The 20,983-nt window shown below is 71.4% G+C and carries 17 protein-coding genes; 14 read left to right on the forward strand and 3 right to left on the reverse strand.

What is annotated here, in order from left to right; genetic code table 11:
* The first annotated feature begins 124 nt into the window (after positions 1 to 124).
* Together CK206_RS02275 and hisS are read left to right on the forward strand one after the other, a co-directional pair.
* Positions 125 to 790 carry an MBL fold metallo-hydrolase gene (locus tag CK206_RS02275; protein ID WP_096905410.1) on the forward strand — a complete coding sequence of 222 codons (666 nt, stop codon included), beginning with the start codon at positions 125 to 127 and terminating at the stop codon, positions 788 to 790.
* A 46-nt stretch (positions 791 to 836) separates the two neighbouring features.
* A complete protein-coding gene (gene hisS, locus CK206_RS02280) occupies positions 837 to 2,117 on the forward strand; it encodes a histidine--tRNA ligase (protein ID WP_096905411.1) in 1,281 nt (426 codons plus the stop codon).
* A gap of 61 nt (positions 2,118 to 2,178) precedes the next feature.
* Here the strand turns inward: hisS and CK206_RS02285 are convergent, their stop codons facing one another.
* The gene (locus CK206_RS02285; protein WP_096905412.1) at positions 2,179 to 3,111 is read right to left on the reverse strand and encodes a neutral zinc metallopeptidase; all 933 of its coding nucleotides are present in this window, start codon (positions 3,109 to 3,111) and stop codon (positions 2,179 to 2,181) included.
* 235 nt (positions 3,112 to 3,346) lie between these two features.
* Between CK206_RS02285 and aspS the strand changes: the two genes are divergently transcribed.
* Positions 3,347 to 5,146 carry an aspartate--tRNA ligase gene (gene aspS, locus CK206_RS02290; RefSeq protein WP_096905413.1) on the forward strand — a complete coding sequence of 600 codons (1,800 nt, stop codon included), beginning with the start codon at positions 3,347 to 3,349 and terminating at the stop codon, positions 5,144 to 5,146.
* 27 nt (positions 5,147 to 5,173) lie between these two features.
* Here aspS and CK206_RS02295 read toward each other — a convergent pair whose 3' ends face one another.
* On the reverse strand, positions 5,174 to 6,478 hold the full coding sequence (locus tag CK206_RS02295; protein WP_096905414.1) for an alkaline phosphatase family protein: 1,305 nt from the start codon (positions 6,476 to 6,478) through the stop codon (positions 5,174 to 5,176).
* A 130-nt stretch (positions 6,479 to 6,608) separates the two neighbouring features.
* On the opposite strand from CK206_RS02295, the gene CK206_RS02300 reads away from it, so the two are divergent.
* From CK206_RS02300 to CK206_RS02320, 5 genes are all read left to right on the forward strand, one after another.
* Positions 6,609 to 8,009, forward strand: coding sequence for a replication-associated recombination protein A (locus CK206_RS02300; protein WP_096905415.1), 1,401 nt, complete (start codon positions 6,609 to 6,611; stop codon positions 8,007 to 8,009).
* 244 nt (positions 8,010 to 8,253) lie between these two features.
* Positions 8,254 to 10,914 carry an alanine--tRNA ligase gene (alaS, locus tag CK206_RS02305; RefSeq protein WP_096905416.1) on the forward strand — a complete coding sequence of 887 codons (2,661 nt, stop codon included), beginning with the start codon at positions 8,254 to 8,256 and terminating at the stop codon, positions 10,912 to 10,914.
* Positions 10,911 to 11,441 carry a Holliday junction resolvase RuvX gene (gene ruvX, locus CK206_RS02310; protein ID WP_096905417.1) on the forward strand — a complete coding sequence of 177 codons (531 nt, stop codon included), beginning with the start codon at positions 10,911 to 10,913 and terminating at the stop codon, positions 11,439 to 11,441. Before alaS ends, ruvX begins: the two co-directional genes overlap by 4 nt.
* A gap of 93 nt (positions 11,442 to 11,534) precedes the next feature.
* Entirely contained in the window at positions 11,535 to 12,707 is a 1,173-nt protein-coding gene (mltG, locus tag CK206_RS02315) for an endolytic transglycosylase MltG (protein WP_096905418.1), read from the forward strand.
* The gene (locus CK206_RS02320) at positions 12,697 to 13,536 is read left to right on the forward strand and encodes a shikimate dehydrogenase (RefSeq protein WP_096905419.1); all 840 of its coding nucleotides are present in this window, start codon (positions 12,697 to 12,699) and stop codon (positions 13,534 to 13,536) included. The genes mltG and CK206_RS02320 overlap by 11 nt, the downstream gene beginning before the upstream one ends.
* A 78-nt stretch (positions 13,537 to 13,614) precedes the next feature.
* Here the strand turns inward: CK206_RS02320 and CK206_RS02325 are convergent, their stop codons facing one another.
* Positions 13,615 to 15,129 carry an NAD(P)/FAD-dependent oxidoreductase gene (locus CK206_RS02325; RefSeq protein ID WP_096905420.1) on the reverse strand — a complete coding sequence of 505 codons (1,515 nt, stop codon included), beginning with the start codon at positions 15,127 to 15,129 and terminating at the stop codon, positions 13,615 to 13,617.
* A 70-nt stretch (positions 15,130 to 15,199) separates the two neighbouring features.
* Between CK206_RS02325 and CK206_RS02330 the strand changes: the two genes are divergently transcribed.
* The 6 genes from CK206_RS02330 (at position 15,200) to efp (ending at position 20,981) form a co-directional block, all read left to right on the forward strand.
* Positions 15,200 to 16,273: an AraC family transcriptional regulator gene (locus CK206_RS02330; protein WP_096905421.1), complete on the forward strand. Its 1,074-nt coding sequence runs from the start codon at positions 15,200 to 15,202 to the stop codon at positions 16,271 to 16,273.
* A gap of 26 nt (positions 16,274 to 16,299) precedes the next feature.
* A complete protein-coding gene (gene aroC, locus CK206_RS02335) occupies positions 16,300 to 17,514 on the forward strand; it encodes a chorismate synthase (RefSeq protein WP_096905422.1) in 1,215 nt (404 codons plus the stop codon).
* A complete protein-coding gene (locus tag CK206_RS02340) occupies positions 17,511 to 18,059 on the forward strand; it encodes a shikimate kinase (protein ID WP_096905423.1) in 549 nt (182 codons plus the stop codon). The genes aroC and CK206_RS02340 overlap by 4 nt, the downstream gene beginning before the upstream one ends.
* A 58-nt stretch (positions 18,060 to 18,117) precedes the next feature.
* Positions 18,118 to 19,245 carry a 3-dehydroquinate synthase gene (gene aroB / locus CK206_RS02345; protein WP_067717930.1) on the forward strand — a complete coding sequence of 376 codons (1,128 nt, stop codon included), beginning with the start codon at positions 18,118 to 18,120 and terminating at the stop codon, positions 19,243 to 19,245.
* Positions 19,242 to 20,342, forward strand: a complete 1,101-nt coding sequence (locus CK206_RS02350; RefSeq protein ID WP_096905424.1) for an aminopeptidase P family protein — start codon at positions 19,242 to 19,244, stop codon at positions 20,340 to 20,342. The genes aroB and CK206_RS02350 overlap by 4 nt, the downstream gene beginning before the upstream one ends.
* A gap of 75 nt (positions 20,343 to 20,417) precedes the next feature.
* Positions 20,418 to 20,981 (forward strand): elongation factor P, encoded by a 564-nt coding sequence (gene efp, locus CK206_RS02355; RefSeq protein WP_067717936.1) that lies wholly within the window; start codon positions 20,418 to 20,420, stop codon positions 20,979 to 20,981.
* Positions 20,982 to 20,983 lie beyond the last annotated feature (2 nt).

Below are 20,983 nucleotides of genomic sequence, written 5' to 3' on the forward strand. Positions count from 1 at the left end.
CAGCCCAGGGTCCTTGTCTACCAGGTCGGGTAGTGACGGCCGAACGCCACTCCGGTGTCGGGCGCCGTTGCCCGGCACCGGGCGCCGAACGGCGCCGACAGTGTCGAGAAAGGGAGTACGGGACGTGCAGATCGTCGGTTTCCCCGCCGGGATGTTCCAGACCAACTGCTACATCGTGGCGGACGACGCAGGCGACTGTGTGGTCGTCGACCCGGGGCAGGACGCGGAGGAACAGGTCCGCCGGCAGATCTCCGAGGCCGGGCTCCGACCCCGCGCGGTCCTGCTCACGCACGGGCACCTCGACCACATCTGGAACGCGCGGCAGGTGGCGGATCACTACGGGGTCCCCGCCTACATCCACCCCGAGGACCGCGAGATGCTCTCCGACCCGGGCAAGGGCCTCTCGCTCGACCTGTCGGCGATGCTCAAGGGCGTCACCTTCACGGAGCCGGCCGAGGTCATCGAGGTGTTCGACGGCGACACCCTCACCCTCGGTTCGATGACCTTCGATGTGGACCACGTCCCGGGTCACAGCCCCGGCTCGGTCTCGTTCCGGATCACCGTGCAGACCGAGGACGGACCCCGGCTGGTCGTGCTCGGTGGGGACGTACTGTTCCAGGACGGTGTGGGACGCACCGATCTGCCGGCGGGGGACACCGAGGTGCTCATGCAGTCCATCGCCAAGAAGTTCCTCGTCCTGGACGACGACGCCGTCGTGTTGCCCGGGCACGGGCCGTCCACGACCATCGGTCGTGAGCGTCGGTCGAATCCGTTCCTGCGCGACCTCTAGACCCACCAGCCCCACCCGCCCCTCCAGACCCAAGGACGCCTCACCAGTGACCGGCAACGCCAAGAAGACCGCACTCAAGGCACCCAAGGGTGTTCCCGACTACGTGCCTCCGGCCTCCGCCGGGTTCGTGACGGTCCGGGACGCCATCACCACCGCCGCCCGTCGCGCCGGGTACGGACACGTCGAGCTGCCGATCTTCGAGGACACGGCGTTGTTCGCACGCGGCGTGGGGGAGTCGACGGACGTGGTGTCCAAGGAGATGTACACGTTCTCCGACAGGGGCGGCCGGAGCGTCACACTGCGCCCCGAGGGCACCGCCGGGGTCATGCGCGCGGTGATCGAGCACGGGCTGGACCGGGGCCAGCTCCCGGTCAAGCTCTGCTACGCGGGGCCCTTCTTCCGGTACGAGCGCCCCCAGGCCGGCCGGTACCGCCAGCTCCAGCAGGTGGGCATCGAGGCGATCGGCGTCGACGACCCGGCCCTGGACGCCGAGGTGATCGCCGTGGCGGACGAGGCGTTCCGCTCCCTCGGACTCACCGGGTTCCGCCTCGAGCTCACCTCACTCGGGGACGAGACGTGCCGCCCCGACTACCGGGAACGGCTCCAGGACTTCCTCACCGGGCTGGACCTCGACGAGGCGACGCGAGAACGCGCTCGGGTCAATCCGCTGCGCGTCCTGGACGACAAGCGCCCCGAGGTGCGTGCCCAGCTCGAGGGCGCTCCTCTGATGATCGATCACCTGTCGGACGTGAGCGCCGAGCACTTCGCGACCGTTCGGGCGCACCTGGACGCGCTGGGCGTCGCGTACGAGGTCAATCCCCGCATGGTGCGGGGCCTGGACTACTACACCAAGACGACCTTCGAGTTCGTGCACGACGGCCTCGGCGCCCAGTCCGGGATCGGTGGCGGTGGCCGCTACGACGGCCTGATGGAACAGCTCGGCGGCCAGGCGCTGTCCGGCATCGGGTTCGGTATCGGCGTGGACCGCACGGTGTTGGCACTGCAGGCCGAGGGGATCGACCCGGCGGCCGAGGGGCGCGTCGACGTGTACGCGGTGGCTCTCGGCGCGCAGGCCAAGGCGACTCTGGTGCCCGTCCTCGCCGAGTTCCGCCGCAGCGGGCTCCGCGCGGACATGGCGTACGGGGACCGCGGCATGAAAGGCGCCTTCAAGGCCGCGGACCGCTCCGGAGCGGCGGTCACCGTCGTCGTCGGGGAGAACGAACTGGCCACCTCCACGGCCGTCGTCAAGACGATGGCCACCGGCGAGCAGGAACCTGTGCCCCTGGAGGGTCTCGTCGACCACGTGACCAGGGCCGTCTCCCGTTGAACCCGACCGTCCGGCGCGACCGGGCGACCGGGGCCCCACCCGCGCGTCAGAGCCGGGCGACTCAGAGCTGTGCGCGGAAGGTGTCGCAGGCCTGCATCGAGCCCTGCTCGTAGCCCGTCAGGAACCACTGTCGGCGCATCTCCGATGACCCGTGGGTCCACGAGCCCGGGTCGACACGGGCGCCGCCGGTGCGCTGGATGTGGTCGTCGCCGATCGCCTCGGCGGTCCGGATGATCGCGTCCACGTCGCTCCCGGTGAGGCTCTCCAGCAGCGGCGGGCCGCCGTCGGGAGCCGGGGTCGAGGTGGCGTAGTGGGCCCACAGGCCGGCGTAGCAGTCGGCCTGGAGTTCGACCCGGACCGCACCCGAGGAGGGGCCCTGCGGGTCCTGCTGCGACCGGCGGATGTCGCCGAGCATGGTCTGCAGGTGGTGGCCGAACTCGTGGGCGACGACGTACATCTGCGCCGCGCCGGAGGGTGACCCCCCGAGCTGGCCCACGAGGACCCGGTCGAAGAACGCGGGGTCTACGTACACGTTCTCGTCGGCCGGGCAGTAGAACGGTCCGATGTCGGAGGAGGCGCCTCCGCATCCGGTGTCGACGGCACCGGTGAAGATGGTGGTGTGGGGTTGGACCCAGCGCATCCCGATCTGGTCGGGCAACTGGGTGTTCCACACGTCCTCGAGGCTCTCGGTGGTGGCGACGACGCGGCAGATGGTGTCGGTGTTGGCCTGCTGCAGGTCGCACTGGTCGATGTGGGCCTGGAACTGCTGCGCCGAGTCGGAGGTCTGTGCCCGGCCGCCGGTGGCGCCCGGGTCCGTGCCACCGCCGTCGAGTCCGAGCTGGCCGGGGTCGACGCCGAGGAACAACGCGATGACGACGACGACGAGGCCACCCACACCCCCACCGACCGCCATCCCCCGACGACCCCCTCGGCCCCCGCGGCCCCCGCCGGAGACCCCGCTGGTGTCCAGTCTCCCGCCCTGCCGGAACGTCATATCGTCGCCTCTCGTCCACACCGACCCCCGGTCCACCCGGGCACGCCGCACCACCACGGTGCTTGTCGGATCACTGTATGGGCCGTCGGGACGAGGTCGCAGCCGAGACGGGGAACGCCCACGGGTGGACGTAGACTGTCCCTCGTCCGAACCCGGGGCCGACCGCTCATCCGGCGGTGGGTCCGTTCCGGAGTTCGCCGACCACACGACTTTTCCCGACGAGAGGACAACCGCAGTGCTGCGCACCCATTCCGCCGGCCAGCTCCGAGCCGCCGACGCAGGGGAGACCATCACCCTGGCCGGCTGGGTCGCGCGCCGCCGGGATCACGGCGGGGTCATCTTCGTCGATCTCCGCGACTCGACCGGCGTCTGCCAGGTGGTGTTCCGCTCGGAGGACGTGGCCGAGCGCGCACACCGCCTCCGCAACGAGTACTGCGTGGCCGTGACCGGCGTCGTGGACCGCCGCCCGGAGGGGTCGGAGAACCCGAACCTCGCCTCGGGCGAGGTCGAGATCGACGTGACCTCGTTCGAGGTGCTCGGCGAGGCCGCGGCCCTGCCGTTCCAGCTCGACGACGAGGTCGGCGAGGAGGCGCGCCTGCGTCACCGCTACCTCGACCTGCGGCGTGAGGGCCCGGGCGCGGCGCTGCGCCTGCGGTCCGAGGTGAACGCCGCGGCGCGGGGCGTCATGGCCCGTCACGACTTCGTGGAGATCGAGACGCCCACGCTGACCCGCTCGACGCCCGAGGGGGCCCGCGACTTCCTCGTGCCCGCCCGCCTGCAGCCGGGGACGTTCTACGCTCTCCCGCAGTCGCCGCAGCTGTTCAAGCAGCTGCTCATGGTGGCCGGGATGGAGAAGTACTACCAGCTCGCCCGCTGCTACCGGGACGAGGATTTCCGCGCCGACCGGCAGCCGGAGTTCACGCAGCTGGACGTGGAGATGAGCTTCGTCGACCAGGACGACGTGATCGCCGTGGCCGAGGAGATCCTCACCGAGGTGTGGGCCACGGCCGGGTATCAGATCTCGACCCCCATCCCGCGCATGACCTACGACGAGGCGATGCGTCGCTACGGTTCGGACAAGCCCGACCTCCGGTTCGACATCGAACTGGTCGAGTGCACGGAGTTCTTCGCCGACACCCCGTTCCGGGTGTTCAAGGCGCCGTACGTCGGAGCGGTCGTCATGAAGGGCGGGGCGTCGCAGCCCCGTCGTCAGCTCGACGCCTGGCAGGAGTGGGCCAAGCAGCGCGGCGCCAAGGGCCTGGCGTACATCCTCGTCGGTGAGGACGGCGAGCTGGGCGGCCCCGTCGCCAAGAACCTGTCGGACTCCGAGCGCGCCGGGATCGCCGCGCACGTGGGCGCGGAGCCGGGGGACTGCATCTTCTTCGGCGCGGGAGCGGTCAAGTCCACCCGGGCGCTCCTCGGTGCGGCACGCGGCGAGATCGCCGAGAAGCTCGGCCTGATCGACCCCACCCGGTGGGCGTTCACCTGGGTCGTCGACGCCCCGATGTTCGAGCCCGCGGACGACGCCACCGCCGCCGGCGACGTGGCCGTCGGTTCGGGTGCGTGGACCGCCGTGCACCACGCGTTCACCTCACCCAAGCCCGAGCACCTCGACACGTTCGACACCGATCCGGGATCGGCGCTGGCATACGCCTACGACATCGTGTGCAACGGCAACGAGATCGGTGGCGGGTCGATCCGTATCCACCGCAAGGACGTCCAGGAGCGGGTCTTCGGCGTCATGGGCATCACGCAGGAGGAGGCGCAGGAGAAGTTCGGCTTCCTGCTCGACGCCTTCTCCTACGGCGCCCCGCCGCACGGTGGCATCGCCTTCGGCTGGGACCGCATCTGTGCGCTGCTGGCCGGAACCGAGTCCATCCGCGACGTCATCGCCTTCCCCAAGTCCGGCGGCGGGGTCGACCCGCTCACCGACGCTCCCGCGCCGATCACCACCCAGCAGCGCAAGGAATCCGGCATCGACGCCAAGCCGGTCCAGCGCGGGCAGGCCGCCCAGGACGGGGCCGCAGCCGGGTAGTACCCGAGGCGGGCGGCCCCTGGCGTCTCAGAGGTGGAACGCCTCGAGCGCCGGGCGCCCGTCCATCCCGGAATGGTCGAGTCCGAACAGCCGGGCCACCGTCGGCGCCACGTCGAGGGTGCGCACGGGACGGTTGACGACCTGCCCCCGGCGGACGATCCGGTGCCCGCCGGCGATGAAGAACGGGATGCCGAGCGTGACCTCGTGTCCGTGGTTGCCGGGGATGGGGTTGGAGAACGGGGTGGGGTCGGAGAACCGCCATCCCGGATGACAGGTGGCCACGAGGTCGCCACCGCGCTCGCCCAGGTCGAGTTCGGCCGGATCGTAGAGGCGGTTGACCCCCGGGAGCGCGCCGACCACCTCACGCAGGCGCGCCAGGGTCGCCTCGCGTTCTCCGGCGGGGCCGAGGTGGGCGAAGGTGTCGGCGCCCCCGTTCTGGGCGATCCCGACGCGCCCGCGCAGCGCCGGGTCGGCGTCGATCGCGCCGGCGGCACTGATGAGGCGGAGCGGCTCCGACCAGTCCATGCCGTGATCGGCCAGCACGATGAGCACCGACCGTTCCCACCGGCCGGTGGACCGCAGGAACTGCTCGAGGTCCCACAGCTTGTGGTCCGAGTTGTACACCGCCTGGTTGCGGGCCAGTCGCAGTGAGGTGCCGGACAGGTCCATGTGGCCGAAGCGGTCCATGTCGCCGAGGTTGACGAACGTCATCCGCGGGGCGTGGTCGGTGATGGTCTGCTTGAGGGCCTCGACGGTGAACCAGTCGAGCGAGTGGTCGGTGACCGGCACCAACGGGAAGGGTGCCCACTGCACGCTCGCGCGGCCACCGAACAGGCCGTGGAGGTAGTCCTTGCTGAGCACGCTCGCGGTGGTCAGACCCGCCTCGGTCCGGATGCGGTCCAGCACGGTGGCCGCCCGCAGGTCGTCGGGCCGGTCGAGGGTCCTCTCGTCCCCGATCGCGTGGTCCCAGATGGCGTTCGCGGGCACCCCGTTGCGCGCGGGCAGCACCCCGGTGACCATGGCGGCGTGGTTGGGCAGGGTCTCGGCGATCATCACGGAGGAGGCGTCGGTGAACCGCGTCCCCTCGGAGGCCCATCGGTGCAGGGTGGGCGCCTGGGCCGGGTTGAGTTCGTCGGGCCTCATGCCGTCGGTGACGATCACGTAGACGTCGAGGTCGTCGGCCACCGGGCGCACCGGGTTCGCCCACACGGGGGCGGGCTCGGCGAGCAGGGTCACCCCGACGGCGCCGGCGGCGGCGACCATGCCGGCGCCGGCGAGCGCCTCACGACGGGTGAGTGTGGGTCCGTGGGTGGGGTTGTCGTCGCGGCACATGGGGCTGGGGTCCTGACGGTCGGGTGGTGGCTGGCGGGGCGGTGTGCCCGGCGGGGGACGTGGCATAGCTGACCACCAGGGAACCCGACGACGACGAGGGCTGCCCACACTTTCGGTGATCGGACGCCGAATGTTCACCCGGGGGTCGGAATCCGGGCCCGCCGGTAGCCTGGTCGGCGTGACAGACGATGCCGGGTTGTTCGCCGCCGGGGACGCGGGCGGACACGCGCCCCTCCCGCCCGCGGCGGGGGACGTGGACCCGTCCGCACCGCTGGCCGTGCGTATGCGGCCACGGAGTCTCGACGAGGTGATCGGCCAGGAGCACCTGTTGCGGCCCAACTCCCCGCTGCGCCGGCTGGTGGAGGGGCGCGGCGGCTCCTCGCTGATCCTCTACGGTCCGCCGGGTACCGGGAAGACGACGCTCGCGAACCTCGTCGCGAGCACCTCGGGTCGGCACTTCGTGGCGCTGTCCGCGTTGAGTGCGGGGGTCAAGGACGTCCGCGCGGTCATCGACGACGCCCGCACCCGCCAGGTGCACGGTCAGCGCACGGTCCTGTTCATCGACGAGGTGCACCGGTTCTCCAAGAGCCAGCAGGACGCCCTGCTCGCCGCGGTGGAGAACGGCATCGTCCTCCTGGTCGCCGCCACCACGGAGAACCCCCACTTCTCCGTGATCGCCCCGTTGCTGAGTCGATCCCTCATCGCCGAGCTCCGGGGGCTGGACGACGCGGGTGTCGCCGGCGTCCTGAGGCGCGCGGTGGCCGAGGAGCGGGGCCTGGCCGGCGAGGTCGAGCTGACGGACGAGGCGGTGGAGGACATCGTCAGACTGTCGGGGGGCGACGCGAGGCGCAGCCTCACGATCCTCGAGGCGGCGGCGGGGGCAGCGGAGGACGGGGTGGTGACCCCGGAGATCGTGGAGCTGAGCCTGGACGCCGCGCCGGTGCGCTACGACCGCGACGGGGACCAGCACTACGACGTCACGAGCGCGTTCATCAAGTCCATCCGTGGGTCCGACGTGGACGCCGCCCTGCACTACCTCGCGCGGATGCTGGTCGCGGGGGAGGACCCGCGGTTCATCGCCCGGCGCCTCATGGTCCACGCCAGTGAGGACATCGGGATGGCCGACCCCACCGCGCTGCTGGCCGCGGGGGCCGCCGCCGAGATCGTGCAGAAGGTCGGACTGCCGGAGTGCAGGTTGGCGCTGGCGCAGGCCACCATCCACCTCGCCACGGCCCCCAAGTCCAAGGCGGTCATCGCCGCGATCGACGCCGCGATGGCCGATGTCCGCGCGGGCGGGGTGGGCGAGGTGCCCAAGCATCTGCGGGACGGCCACTACGCCGGGGCGAAGGGCCTCGGCAACGGGGTGGGCTACCGCTACGCCCACAACGCGCCCGCCGGGGTCGTGGCGCAGCAGTACCCGCCCGACGAGCTGGTGGGGCGTGACTACTACGAGCCGAGCCCGCACGGGCACGAGCGGGAGCTGGGTGCGCGGGTGGACAAGCTCCGCAAGATCATACGAACAGAGACGTAGCCATTTCTTCGGCATCGTCCTGCCCCCGATGCCGCGCTGAGCTCCCATCAGGCAGGGCCCGCCCTGCACCGGGCGCCCATCCGCCGGTTCGGCCGGGTGGGCGCCCGCTGGCGTTCCCGGGGCCGCCCACCTCGTCGTCGTGGTCAGGTCCGCCCCGGCCCACCTCGTTCCCGGTCCCGCCCGGGCGCGGCGGTAGGCTGGGACCTCGCCCGAGACCACCAGTAGACGACCAGTGAGGCCCCCAGTGCAGACCCATGAGATCCGGCGCCGCTTCCTCGAGCACTTCGTCAGGGCCGGCCACGCCGAGGTCCCCAGTGCGTCTCTGGTGTTGGACGATCCCAACCTGCTGTTCGTCAACGCCGGGATGGTGCCGTTCAAGCCCTACTTCCTCGGCCAGGAGACCCCGCCGTACGCCACCGCGACCTCCATCCAGAAGTGCGTGCGCACCCTCGACATCGAGGAGGTGGGCATCACCACCCGCCACAACACCTTCTTCCAGATGGCCGGGAACTTCTCCTTCGGCGACTATTTCAAGGAAGGCGCCATCCGGCACGCGTGGTCGCTGCTGACCACCCCGGTCGACGCCGGCGGGTTCGGGATCGACCCCGCGCTGCTGTGGGTCACCGTCTACCTCGACGACGACGAGGCCCACGGCATCTGGCGGGACGTGATCGGGGTGCCCGAGGAGCGCATCCAGCGCCGCGGCATGGCGGACAACTACTGGTCCATGGGCGTGCCCGGCCCGTGCGGGCCGTGCTCGGAGATCTTCTACGACCGTGGGCCCGCCTACGGGGTGGACGGCGGGCCCGAGGCCGACGAGGACCGCTACATCGAGATCTGGAACCTCGTGTTCATGCAGAACGAGCGAGGGGAGGGCACCGGCAAGGACGCCTTCGAGATCCTCGGCCCGCTGCCCAAACAGAACATCGACACCGGCATGGGCGTCGAGCGCGTCGCGTTCCTGCTCCAGGGCGTGGAGAACGTCTACGAGACGGACCTGCTGCGCCCGGTCATCGAGACCGCCGAGCGACTGTCCGGCGCGAAGTACGGTGCGGACGGCGCCGCCGACGTGCGGTTCCGCGTCGTCGCCGACCATGCCCGCACCGCCTACATGCTCATCTCCGACGGCGTGACGCCAGGCAACGAGGGCCGCGGGTACATCCTGCGCCGTCTACTGCGTCGCATCGTCCGCTCCGTGCGACTGCTCGGGGCGACCGGCGAGACGATGGCCGAGTTCATGGCCACCGTCCGCGACGCGATCGGCCCGTCTTTTCCCGAGACCGTCTCCGGGTACGACCGGATCGAGCGGATCGCGGTGGCCGAGGAGGTCGCGTTCCTCAAGACCCTCGAGTCCGGGACGCAGCTGTTCGAGCGCGCCGCCTCCGACGCCCGGTCGTCGGGCGCCGCGGTGCTCACCGGCCGCCAGGCGTTCGCCCTGCACGACACGCACGGTTTCCCGATCGACCTCACCCTCGAGATGGCGTCCGAGGCCGGGCTGCAGGTGGACGAGGAGGGCTTCCGCTCGCTCATGTCCGAGCAGCGCGCCCGCGCCAAGGCCGATTCCCGGGCCAAGAAGCACGCCCACGCCGACCTGTCCGTCTACCGTGACTTCCTCGACGCCGGCGAGACCGTCTTCACCGGCTTCACCGACCTGACCGACGAGTCGCGGCTGCTGGGCATCGTCTCCGGCGGCGAGGCCGTCCACGTCGCCCGCGAGGGGGACGCGGTGGAGTTCCTCCTCGACCGCACCCCGTTCTACGCCGAGTCCGGCGGACAGCTGGGCGACCGCGGCATGATCTCCACGGCCGGCTTCCAGATGCGGGTCGACGACGTCCAGAAGATCGGCAAGAAGCTCTGGGTGCACAAGGGCGTCCTCACCGGCGGCGAGGCCGAGGCCGGTCAGCTCGTCACCTCCGCCGTCGACCCCGAGTGGCGCAAGGGCGCCACCCAGGGCCACTCCGCCACCCACCTCGTCCACGCCGCACTGCGGCAGATCCTCGGCCCGGAGGCCGTCCAGGCCGGTTCGCTCAACAAGCCCGGTTACATGCGGTTCGACTTCAACTGGTCCGGCTCGATCCCCTCCGACGTCCTGGCGCAGGTCGAGGAGGTCACCAACACCGCCGTCGACGCCGACTACGGGGTCAACACCGTGGAGACCACCCTCGAGGAGGCCAAGCGCATGGGCGCCATGGCCCTGTTCGGCGAGAACTACGGCTCCCGGGTCCGCGTGGTGGAGATCGGCGGCCCCTTCTCCATGGAACTGTGCGGCGGGACCCACGTGTCCAGCTCCGCGCAGATCGGCCCCGTCAGCCTGCTGGGGGAGGCGTCCGTCGGCTCCGGGATCCGGCGCGTCGAGGCCTACGTGGGCATGGACGCGTACCGCCACCAGGCCCGCGAGCGGGCGCTCGTGTCCGGGCTGGCCGCCTCGCTCAAGGCGCCCACCGACGAGCTGCCCGATCGCGTCGCCGCCCTCACCGCCAAGCTGCGTGAGGCGGAGAAGGCGCTCGAATCCCTGCGGGCCTCCCAGCTCGCGGCCCAGGCCGGCGACCTGCTGAACTCGGCCGAGGACCTCGGTGGCATCCGGTTCCTCGCGCACAGCACCCCCGGCGGCGCCGCGGGAGACCTGCGCACCCTCGCCTCCGATCTCAAGGGACGGCTCGGCTCGGACGCCGGGGTCGTGTTCCTCACCGCCCCGGCGCAGGACAAGGTCCCGTTCGTCATCGCCGTCAGCCCCGCCGCGCAGGATCGCGGACTCAGGGCCGGCGACCTCGTCAAGGCCATCGCGCCCGCGCTCGGTGCCCGCGGCGGGGGCAAGCCGGACATGGCGCAGGGTGCCGGGTCCGACCCGGCCGGGATCGACACCGCGGTGTCCGCGCTGCGCGACGCCGTCCGGGACGCCGGATGACCGACGCCCCGGGCGCCCCGGGCGCCGCGGCCGGGCCAGCCGGGCCCGCCGAGCCAGCCGAGCCAGCCACGTCCGGCGGCGGCTGGACCCGCGGGCGCCGACTCGGACTGGACGTGGGCACCGCCCGCATCGGTGTGGCCTCCTGTGACCCCGACGGGATCCTCGCCACCCCCGTCGAGACCATCAAGGTCACCGACGGCGACCCCCAGTGGGCGAGCGAGCTCCGGCGTCTCGCCGAGCTCGTCGAGGAGTACGACGCCGTGGGTGTGGTGGTCGGGCTGCCCACCTCGCTCAAGGGCCGGGAGACCGCGTCCACCGCGATGGCCCGCTCGTTCGCCACCGCCCTGACGGCCGGGGCGCCCGACCTGCCGGTGGACCTCGTCGACGAGAGGCTGACGACGGTGACCGCGAGTTCGGCACTGCACGGCGCCGGCCGCAACACGCGGAAACAGCGCGACGTGATCGACCAGGCGGCCGCCGTTGTCCTGCTCCAGGCCTGGATCGACTCGCGGCACGCCCGCCGATGAGCGACCCCCCGGCGTGCCCGCCTGGATAAACTGGCCGACGAGCACGATGCTGTCCGCGGGACAGCTCCCCTGACACCATGACCGAGGAGCACGATGTCTGCGGCACGAGGACGCTCACGTACAGGAGCCACCACGAGGTTCATCCTCCTGGCGGCCGTGATCGGGGTGGTCCTCGCCTTCGGCGTGATGGTCTACCGCAACCAGAACACCGAGGTCGCGCCGGCCCCGGACTTCGACGGACAGGGCAGCGGGAACGCGCTGCTGCACGTGGAACCGGGCGACACCCTGGGGGTCGTCGGGGACCGCCTCTACGACATCGGCACCGTGGCCAGTACCCGCGCCTTCACCGGAGCGGCGGCGGGGACGCCCGTCGAGGGCATCCAGCCCGGCTACTACCAGGTGCGGCAGGAGATGAGCGCCGCCGCCGCGGTGGACGCGCTGGCGGACCCGCAGAACCGCGTCGGTTTCATCGAGGTCAAACCGGGCGGCCGGCTGCTCGACACGGTCGTGGTGGGCGGCGGCAGGGAGAAGGGCATCTACACCCTGATCGCCGACGCCACGTGCGTCCGCGATCTGGACGAGCCCGAGGCCGCCCCGATGTGTCGGCAGCCCCAGGAGATCGTCGACGCGGCCGTGCAGGCCGACCCGGCGGAACTCGCCGTCCCCGAGTGGGCCATCGACGAGGTACGGGGCGCCCCGGACCCGGTCCGTCGCCTCGAGGGGTTGATCGCCCCGGGGGTCCACAACATCAACCCGCAGTCCGAGCCCGTCGAGATCCTGCGTCAGCTCATCGACGCCTCGACCGCCTCCTACGACGAGACCGGACTCGTCCCGGCCGCCGACCGTATCGGTCTCACCCCCTACGAGGTGGTCACCGCCGCGTCGCTGGTGGAAAAGGAGGGCAAGCTCCAGGACTTCGACAAGGTCGCGCGGGTCATCCTCAACCGCCTCGCCGAGCCCATGCGTCTCCAGTTCGACTCCACGGTCAACTACGCTCTGGCCGACCAGGAGATCGCCACCACCGACGCCGACCGGGCCGAGGTGACCCCGTGGAACACCTACGCGATGGACGGACTGCCCTACGGGCCGATCGGTTCACCGGGACTCGACGCACTGCGCGCGATGGAGAACCCTGCCGACGGGCAGTGGAAGTACTTCGTCACGGTCGACATGGAGGGCACCACCAGATTCGCGGACGAATACCCGGAGCACGAGCGCTATCAGAGCGAGGCCATCGCCAACGGAGTCCTCGCCAGTGGTCGCTGATCCCACGGGCGCACCGCGCTCGGCGGCCGTCCTGGGGCACCCGGTGGACCACTCGCTGTCCCCGGTCCTGCACGGTGCCGCGTACCGGGCGCTCGGCCTCGACGACTGGACCTACGAGCGCATCGACTGCGACGCCGAACGACTGCCGTCTGTGGTCGACTCGTCGCCCGCCGACCGCATCGGTTACTCGGTCACGATGCCCGGCAAGTTCGCCGCGCTCGCCCACGCCGACGAGGTGAGTGAACGCGCCCGCATCGTCGGCAGCGCCAACACGCTCGTCCGGCGGGCGGGCGGCTGGTTCGCCGACTGCACGGACGTCGACGGTGTGACCGGGGCGCTCGCCGCCTTCGGGGACCTCCCGGACCATCCGACGGCAGTCGTCCTGGGCGTGGGGGGAACCGCCAGACCGGTTCTCGCCGGGCTCGCCGAGGCCGGCGCCACGCAGGTGGTCCTGGCCTCCAGGCGCGACAACGCCGGGCCGGCGGCCGACTGCGGACGGGCCCTCGGGCTCGGGGTCCGCACCATGGGCCTCACCGACCCGGAACTGATCGGGGAGATCACGCGGGCCGATGTTCTGATCAACACCGTCCCCGAACCCGGCGTGCGGGAGCTCACCGACCTGGTCGCCGGTGCCCGACGGGTGTTCGACGTCCTCTACGACCCCTGGCCCACCGCGGCCGGCGCAGCAGCCCAGGCCGCGGGCATCCCCGTGGTCGGTGGCGACGTGATGTTGCTCCACCAGGCCTTCGGTCAGGTGGAGCTGTTCACCGGGCACCCGGCGCCGCGCGGGGAGATGGCCGCCGCGCTGTCGCAGGCGCTCGGTCGCTGACCGCGCGGACACGGAGACGCGGGGACACGGGGACACGGGGACGCCCACCGTGCCGGAGTCGCACGGCCGGATGATCGGTCAGATGCCCGAGGGCTCCGTGGCGCGACGGGGGGCGACCGTCTCGAAGTCGGCCGGGTCCGCGGTCCGGGTGCGACGCTGGTACTCGTGCACCAGCCCCGGCCAGTTCGTCGTAATGCGGCCTGAGTCCGCCTTGTACCAGGAGTCGCAGCCGCTCCACACCGACGCACCGAGGCGGCGCATGATCTCGTCGTCGTAGGCCTCGTGCACCTCGCGACGGACGTCCACGGCCACCGTCCGATCCGCCCGAGCCAGTTCCTCGACCACCTGGCGGATGTACCTCGCCTGCTGTTCGATCATGAGGATGATCGAGCTGCTCCCGAGATTGGTGTTGGGTCCGTAGATCACGAACATGTTGGGGAAGCCCGGCACGGCCATCCCGAGATACGCGCGCGCACCCTCTCGCCACTGCTCGTGCAGGTCCCGACCGCCGCGTCCACGCACGGTGATCGGTGCCAGGAAGTCGGTGGCCCGGAAACCCGTGCCGTACACCACGACATCGACGGGGCGCATCCGTCCGTCCGCGGTGACGATCCCCTCGGGGACGACCTCGGCGACGGTGTCGGTCACCACGTCGACGTTCGGCTGCGCGAGTGCGGGGTACCACTGGTTGCTGAACAGCATCCGCTTGCACCCGATCGGTTCCGTCGGGGTGAGGGCCTCGCGCAACCGGGGGTCGCGGACGGTGAGCCGCAGATTGGCGCGGGCGAGCCCGCCGAGGATCCTGGCGAGCGGCCGCGCGGAGGTCAGTGCCAGGCCGATGACCTCCGTCGTCTCCCAGATCGTGCCGCGCATCGCGGTCATGAGGCCGGGCACACGGGCGAACGCCGCCCGGTGGGCGTCCGTGTAGGCGCGGTCCGGCTTGGGCACCACCCACGGCGCCGAGCGTTGGTAGACGGTCACGTGCGCGGCCACCTCGCGGATGCGGGGGACGAACTGGATGGCCGAGGCCCCGGTGCCGAGTACCGCGACCCGCTTACCGGTCAGATCGACATCGTGCCGCCACTCGGCCGAGTGGAACGACGGGCCGGCGAACGTCTCCGACCCGGGGATGTCCGGGTAGGCCGGACGGGACAACTGACCCACCGCGGGCACGAGCACCTCGGCCTCGAACGACTCGCCGGAGGCGGTGTGTACCGTCCACGTGGCGCTGTCGTCGTCGAACTCCGCGGAGGTCACCTCGATGCCGGTGCGCACGAGTTCGCGCAGGCCGTACCTGTCGGCGGTCTCCCGGATGTAGGACAGGATGTCGGGTTGCTCGGCGTAGCGACGGCCCCAGTCCGTCCTGCGGTGGAAGGAGTACGAGTAGAGGTTCGACGGGACGTCGCAGGCCGCTCCGGGGTAGGTGTTGTCCCGCCACACCCCTCCGACGTCGTCGGCCTTCTCCAGGATCGTCACCTCGGCCAGGCCGTCACGGGTGAGCTGGTAGGCGGCGCCGAGGCCACCGAATCCGGCTCCGATGATGATCACGCGCGGTCGTCGCCGCCGGGTCCCGGGGGAGGAGGAAGAGGTCATGTCGTGACGGTAGTGCCCCGGCCCCGCGTGGCCGCAGACATTCACGGACGAATAATCCATAATTCCGGACATGACCACCTGGGACGACCCCGCGGTCCCACACTGGGACTTCCCCCGCTCGGCCATCGGGATCGGCGTGCTCGTCGAGGCCGGGGACCGGCTCGGCGTGGAGGCCGGCCGGGTCCTGCAGGGGATCGCGCTCTCCCCGGCCGACCTCGCCACCCCCGATCTACTCGTGACGCCGGACCAGGAACTGACCGCGATCCGCAACCTCCGCGCCGCCGCGGGCGACCGGCCCGCCCTCGCCGCCGAGGTGGGCGCCACCTACCGGTTGACCACCTTCGGGATCTTCGGATACGCCCTGCTGTCGAGCCCGACGCTCCGCGACGTGATCGCCGTGACGCTCCGCTTCATCGACTTGAGCTACATCTTCAGCACGATCGGTGTGGAGTCGACGGGGGACAGGATCGTGGTGCGTCTGGAGGACACCGCGCTCCCGGACGACGTCCGCGAGTTCCTCGTGGACCGCGACCTGTTCGCGATCCACTCCGTCCTCGGCGAGCTCGTCCCCGGAGGTGTCCCGTTCACCGACATCTCCTTCGGTGGGGGGCGGTCATCCGGGACCCTGACCGCATACGGGGAACGGCTCGGCCTCATACCGTCGGAGTCCGACCACGGCGCCGGCGTCACGATGGTCTTCGACGCCGACCGCCTCGACGAACCGCTCCCACAGGGGAGCCCGGCGGCGGTGACGGTGGCCGAGGCCATGTGCCGCGACCTGGCCGCCACCCGCCGGACCCGGGGGCCGGTGAGCAGCCGGGTCCGCGTCGAGATCGCCGGTCGTCTCACGCAGGGGGCCTCCATGTCCTCGGTGGCCGCCGGACTGGGGGTCAGTTCCCGGACCCTGCGCAGGCACCTGTCGGACGAGGGCACGTCGTTCCAGCGGCTTCTCGACGACGTCCGGCTGGAACTTGCCAGGCGGATGCTGGCGACCGGTCTGCTGTCGGTGGAGGACGTCGCGTTGCGTCTGGGGTATGCCGAGGCCTCGAGCTTCATTCACGCGTTCCGGCGTCTCACCGGTGACACCCCGCACCGGGCCGTCGTCGCCTCGCGGGCGCGGCGGTCCGCGACGACCCGGGCCTGATGTGCCGGGCCGTACCCCGACGTGGGATGATCGGCGACGTGCTGAAGTGGACCACTGCCGGAGAATCGCACGGCCAGGCCCTGGTGACGATCGTCGAGGGCGTGATCGCCGGGGTCGAGGTGACGAGCGACGAGATCGCCTCGCAACTCGCGCGCCGTCGCCTGGGCTACGGCCGCGGGGCGCGGATGAAGTTCGAGGCGGACGCCGTCCGGGTCCTCGGCGGCGTCCGCCACGGCCGGACCATGGGATCGCCGGTGGCGATCGAGGTCGGCAACACCGAGTGGCCCAAGTGGGAGCAGATCATGTCGGCGGACCCCGTCGACCCGGAGGCGATCGACGACAAGGCCCGCGCCGCCCGCCTGACCCGCCCGCGGCCCGGTCACGCCGACTTCTCCGGGATGCTCAAGTACGACTTCGACGACGCCCGGATGGTCCTCGAGCGCGCGAGCGCCCGGGAGACCGCCGCCCGCGTCGCGGCCGGGACGGTCGCCCGTGCGGTGCTGCGGGACGTCCTCGGCGTCGAGGTCCTCTCGCACGTCATCTCCATCGGTGCGTCCGAGCCGTACGTCGGACCCGAGCCCGGGTTCGCGGACCTCGAGGACATCGACGCCAGCCCTGTGCGGGCCTTCGATGCCGCCGCCGCGGAGTCGATGATCGCCGAGATCGAGGCCGCGAAGAAGGCCGGGGACACCCTCGGGGGCGTCGTCGAGGTGGTCGTCCACGGCCTCCCGATCGGTCTCGGCTCCCACGTGTCCGGCGACGATCGTCTCGACGCACAGCTCGCCGGCGCCCTCATGGGCATCCAGGCCATCAAGGGTGTCGAGGTGGGGGACGGCTTCGAGACCGCGCGCCGCCGTGGCAGCGTCGCCCACGACGAGATGGTCCGCGGTGACGACGGCGTCGAGCGTCGTAGCAACCGGGCCGGGGGCCTGGAGGGCGGCATGACCAACGGTCAGCCCCTGCGGGTACGGGCAGCGATGAAGCCCATCTCCACGGTGCCCCGTGCGCTGAGCACGGTGGACATGGAGGACGGATCCGCGGCCACCGCCATCCACCAGCGGTCGGACGTGTGTGCGGTTCCGGCGGCGGGCGTCGTCGCGGAGTCGATGGTCGCCCTCGTGCTGGCCCGCGCGGTCCTGCAGAAATTCGGTGGCGACTCGCTGGCGGAGACCCGCCGGAACGTCGGCGGATACCTCGACGCGGTCGCCGAGCGGCTGGACTGGGCGACGGACGAGGCATGAGCGAGCCGGCACGGCCGGTCGCCGTGCTCGTGGGACCACCCGGTGCCGGCAAGACGACCATCGGCCGCAAGCTCGCCCGGCGGCTCGACGTGCCGTTCCGCGACGCCGACCACCTCATCGAGGAGGCCGAGGGCCGGTCCATCCCCGAGATCTTCGCCACCGACGGCGAGCCGCACTTCCGCGAGATCGAGGAGCGGATCATCGGTGACGCGCTCACGTCGTTCGACGGCGTCCTGTCCCTGGGGGGCGGGGCGGTCCTGTCGGCGGTGACCCGGCGACGCCTGCGAGGCCACCGGGTCGTCCACCTCACGATCGGGGTGGCCGAGGGGGTGCGCCGATCCCAGGGTCCGGGTCGCCCGCTGTTGGCCGGGGGCGACGTCACAGCCCGGTACCAGGCACTGCTGACCGAACGCTCGCCGCTGTACCGGGAGGTCGCCTGGACCACCGTGAGCACCGAGCGGCGCAGTTCGGGCAAGGTGGTGACGGACATCGTCGACAGGCTCCACTCCGGCGACCCGCACCTGCGGGGCGGCGTTCGGAGATGAGTGACGACCAGACGCGTAGCGACACGAGTGCGACACGAGCGATGAGCGGGAGCAGCAGATGAACCAGGACGAGAACACCACCGAGCCCGTCGTCGTGGAGGTGCGCGCCGCGGACCCGTACCCCGTGGTCATCGGCCGGGGCCTGCTCCCGGAGATCCTCGAGGCGTGTTCGTCCTCGCGAACCGTGGCGATCTTCTACCAACCGCCGCTGGCCCAGACCGCCGAGGCGCTCCGCGAGAAGCTCGCCGACGCCGGCATCGACGCCCACCGGATCGAGATCCCGGACGCCGAGGCCGGCAAGGACCTCGCCGTCGCCGGGTACTGCTGGGACGTCCTGGGCCAGATCGGGTTGAACCGCAAGGACACCGTCGTGAGCCTCGGCGGGGGCGCGGCCACCGACCTCGCCGGCTTCGTCGCCGCCACCTGGATGCGTGGCGTCCGGGTCGTACACATCCCCACCACCCTGCTGGCGATGGTCGACGCCGCGGTCGGTGGCAAGACCGGAATCAACACCGATGCCGGGAAGAACCTGGTGGGCTGCTTCCACGAGCCCGCCGCCGTGTTCATCGACACCGCGACGCTCGAGACCGTCCCGCACAACGAGTTGGTCTCCGGAATGGCCGAGGTGGTCAAGTGCGGCTTCATCGCCGACCCGGAGATCCTCGACCTCATCGAGGCGGATCCCGCTGCGGCGCTCGATCCGGGCGGCGAGACGATCGTCGAGCTCATCCGCCGCAGCGTGCAGGTCAAGGCCGACGTGGTCGGCCAGGACCTCAAGGAGTCCGGCCTGCGGGAGATCCTCAACTACGGCCACACCCTCGGCCACGCCGTGGAGCGTCGCGAGCAGTACCGGTGGCGTCACGGCGCGGCGATCAGCGTCGGGATGTGCTTCGTCGCCGAGCTCGCCAGGCTGGCGGGCCGACTGGACGACGCGACGGCGGACCGTCACGCCTCCGTCCTGGCGTCCCTCGGACTTCCCACCGGGTACGACGAGGACGCCTTCCCGCGGTTGCTCGAACTGATGGCCGGCGACAAGAAGAACCACTCGGGTTTCCTGCGCCTTGTCGTGCTGGACGGACTGGCCCGCCCGTCGCGCATGGAGGCCCCGGACCCGTCGCTCATGACGGCGGCGTACGCCACCATCTCGGAGGGCCGCAAGCCCAGCGGCGGGGGGATCCTGCTGTGATCGAGCGTCTCGCCCCACGTCGCCGCGCCGTCGCCGCCGCCCTCGCCGACGTCGGTGCCGACGCCCTGTTGGTGACCGATCCACGGAACATCGCCTACCTGACCGGGTTCTCCGGGTCGGGTGGGGCCGTCCTGGTGGAGGACGACGGCGAGGCGGTCCTCTGCACGGATTCCCGCTACGAACTCCAGGTCGTCGAGCAGGCCCCGGACGTGGGCCACGTGATCTCGCGCGAGTACGTCGCCGGCGTCCTCGGTCGTCGTCGCGGACCCGCCGACGCCCCGCTCGCCGTCGAGGCCGATCAGCTGACCCTGTCCGCGGCCGCCGGACTGCGCCGTGCGCTCGCGGCGACCGGGGGAGCGGACGCCCGGATAGTGGAGACCAGCGGGCTGGTGGAGACGGTGCGCCGCGCCAAGGATCCCGACGAGCTCGCCCTCATCGCCAGGGCGTGCACGGTGGTCGACGAGGCGTGGACCCACGTGCTGGGCAGCGACCTGGTGGCGGCCGGTCGGACCGAACGAGAGGTCGCGGCGGACCTGGAGCACGCGATGCGGCGGGCCGGTTCGGACGGCGTGGCGTTCGAGACGATCGTGGCCTCCGGACCCAACGGAGCGCACCCGCACCACGTTCCCGGGGACCGGGTCCTGGCCGAGGGCGACCTGGTGGTGGTGGACTTCGGAGCCACGGTCTCGGGGTACGCGTCCGACTGCACCCGCACGGTCGCGTTGGGGACCGCCCCGGACCGTCTGGTGGAGGCCTACGAGGTCGTCCGCCGAGCTCAGATCGCGGGGGTCGAGGCCGTCCGCGCCGGCGTCCCGTGCGCCGAGCTCGACGCCGTCAGCCGCGACATCATCACCGACGCCGGGTTCGGCGACCACTTCGGCCACTCGCTGGGGCACGGGGTGGGGTTGGACGTGCACGAAGCGCCCGCGGTGTCGACCCGGTCCACGAGTACACTGTCCGACGGCGATGTGATCACCATCGAGCCGGGGATCTACCTCCCGGGCCTCGGCGGGATCCGAATCGAGGACACCGTGGCCGTCACCGGCGGTGGCGGACGGTCCCTGACCACCACGTCGAAGGACCTCAGGGTGCTCTGAGGATCCGACCCACGATCATGCGCGCGACGCCGCCCCCGGCTGCGGCGCGGACGACTTCCCGAAGGAGTACCGACTATGGCGTCCACCGCCGATTTCAAGAACGGCCTCGTCCTCAAGGAGGAGGGCCAACTCTGGCAGATCACCGAGTTCCAGCACGTCAAGCCCGGCAAGGGCCCCGCATTCGTGCGGACCAAGATGAAGAACGTGGTCAGCGGCAAGACCATCGACAAGACGTTCAGTGCCGGCGTGAAGGTGGAGACCGCGACCGTCGACCGGCGCGACATGACCTTCCTCTACCGCGACGGCGAGGACTACGTCCTCATGGACGAGAAGGACTTCGAGCAGATCAACGTCACGCCGACCGTGATGGGTGACGGTGCCCGCTTCCTGCTCGAGAACACCTCGGTCCAGGTCTCCATCCACGAGGGTGTCCCGCTGTTCGCCGAGATGCCGGTCGCCGTCGACCTGCTGGTCCAGCACACCGACCCGGGCCTGCAGGGCGACCGTTCGACCGGTGGCACCAAGCCGGCGACCCTCGAGACGGGTGCCGAGGTCCAGGTGCCGCTGTTCATCAACACCGGCGACAAGCTGCGCATCGACACCCGTGACGGCCGCTACCTCAGCCGGGTGAACGACTGATC

This window comes from Dietzia sp. WMMA184 (genome assembly GCF_002441635.1).
Classification (GTDB): Bacteria; Actinomycetota; Actinomycetes; order Mycobacteriales; family Mycobacteriaceae; genus Dietzia; species Dietzia kunjamensis.

What these genes read in the sequence shown, in the direction of transcription:
- aroB (WP_067717930.1), top strand. Translation starts at nt 18,118, where the DNA reads ATGAACCAGGACGAGAACACCACCGAGCCCGTCGTCGTGGAGGTGCGC.
- aroC (WP_096905422.1), top strand. Translation starts at nt 16,300, where the DNA reads ATGATCGGCGACGTGCTGAAGTGGACCACTGCCGGAGAATCGCACGGC.
- CK206_RS02340 (WP_096905423.1), top strand. Translation starts at nt 17,511, where the DNA reads ATGAGCGAGCCGGCACGGCCGGTCGCCGTGCTCGTGGGACCACCCGGT.
- CK206_RS02295 (WP_096905414.1), bottom strand. Translation starts at nt 6,478, where the DNA reads ATGTGCCGCGACGACAACCCCACCCACGGACCCACACTCACCCGTCGT.
- CK206_RS02330 (WP_096905421.1), top strand. Translation starts at nt 15,200, where the DNA reads ATGACCACCTGGGACGACCCCGCGGTCCCACACTGGGACTTCCCCCGC.
- CK206_RS02325 (WP_096905420.1), bottom strand. Translation starts at nt 15,129, where the DNA reads ATGACCTCTTCCTCCTCCCCCGGGACCCGGCGGCGACGACCGCGCGTG.
- mltG (WP_096905418.1), top strand. Translation starts at nt 11,535, where the DNA reads ATGTCTGCGGCACGAGGACGCTCACGTACAGGAGCCACCACGAGGTTC.
- CK206_RS02285 (WP_096905412.1), bottom strand. Translation starts at nt 3,111, where the DNA reads ATGACGTTCCGGCAGGGCGGGAGACTGGACACCAGCGGGGTCTCCGGC.
- ruvX (WP_096905417.1), top strand. Translation starts at nt 10,911, where the DNA reads ATGACCGACGCCCCGGGCGCCCCGGGCGCCGCGGCCGGGCCAGCCGGG.
- efp (WP_067717936.1), top strand. Translation starts at nt 20,418, where the DNA reads ATGGCGTCCACCGCCGATTTCAAGAACGGCCTCGTCCTCAAGGAGGAG.
- CK206_RS02300 (WP_096905415.1), top strand. Translation starts at nt 6,609, where the DNA reads ATGTTCACCCGGGGGTCGGAATCCGGGCCCGCCGGTAGCCTGGTCGGC.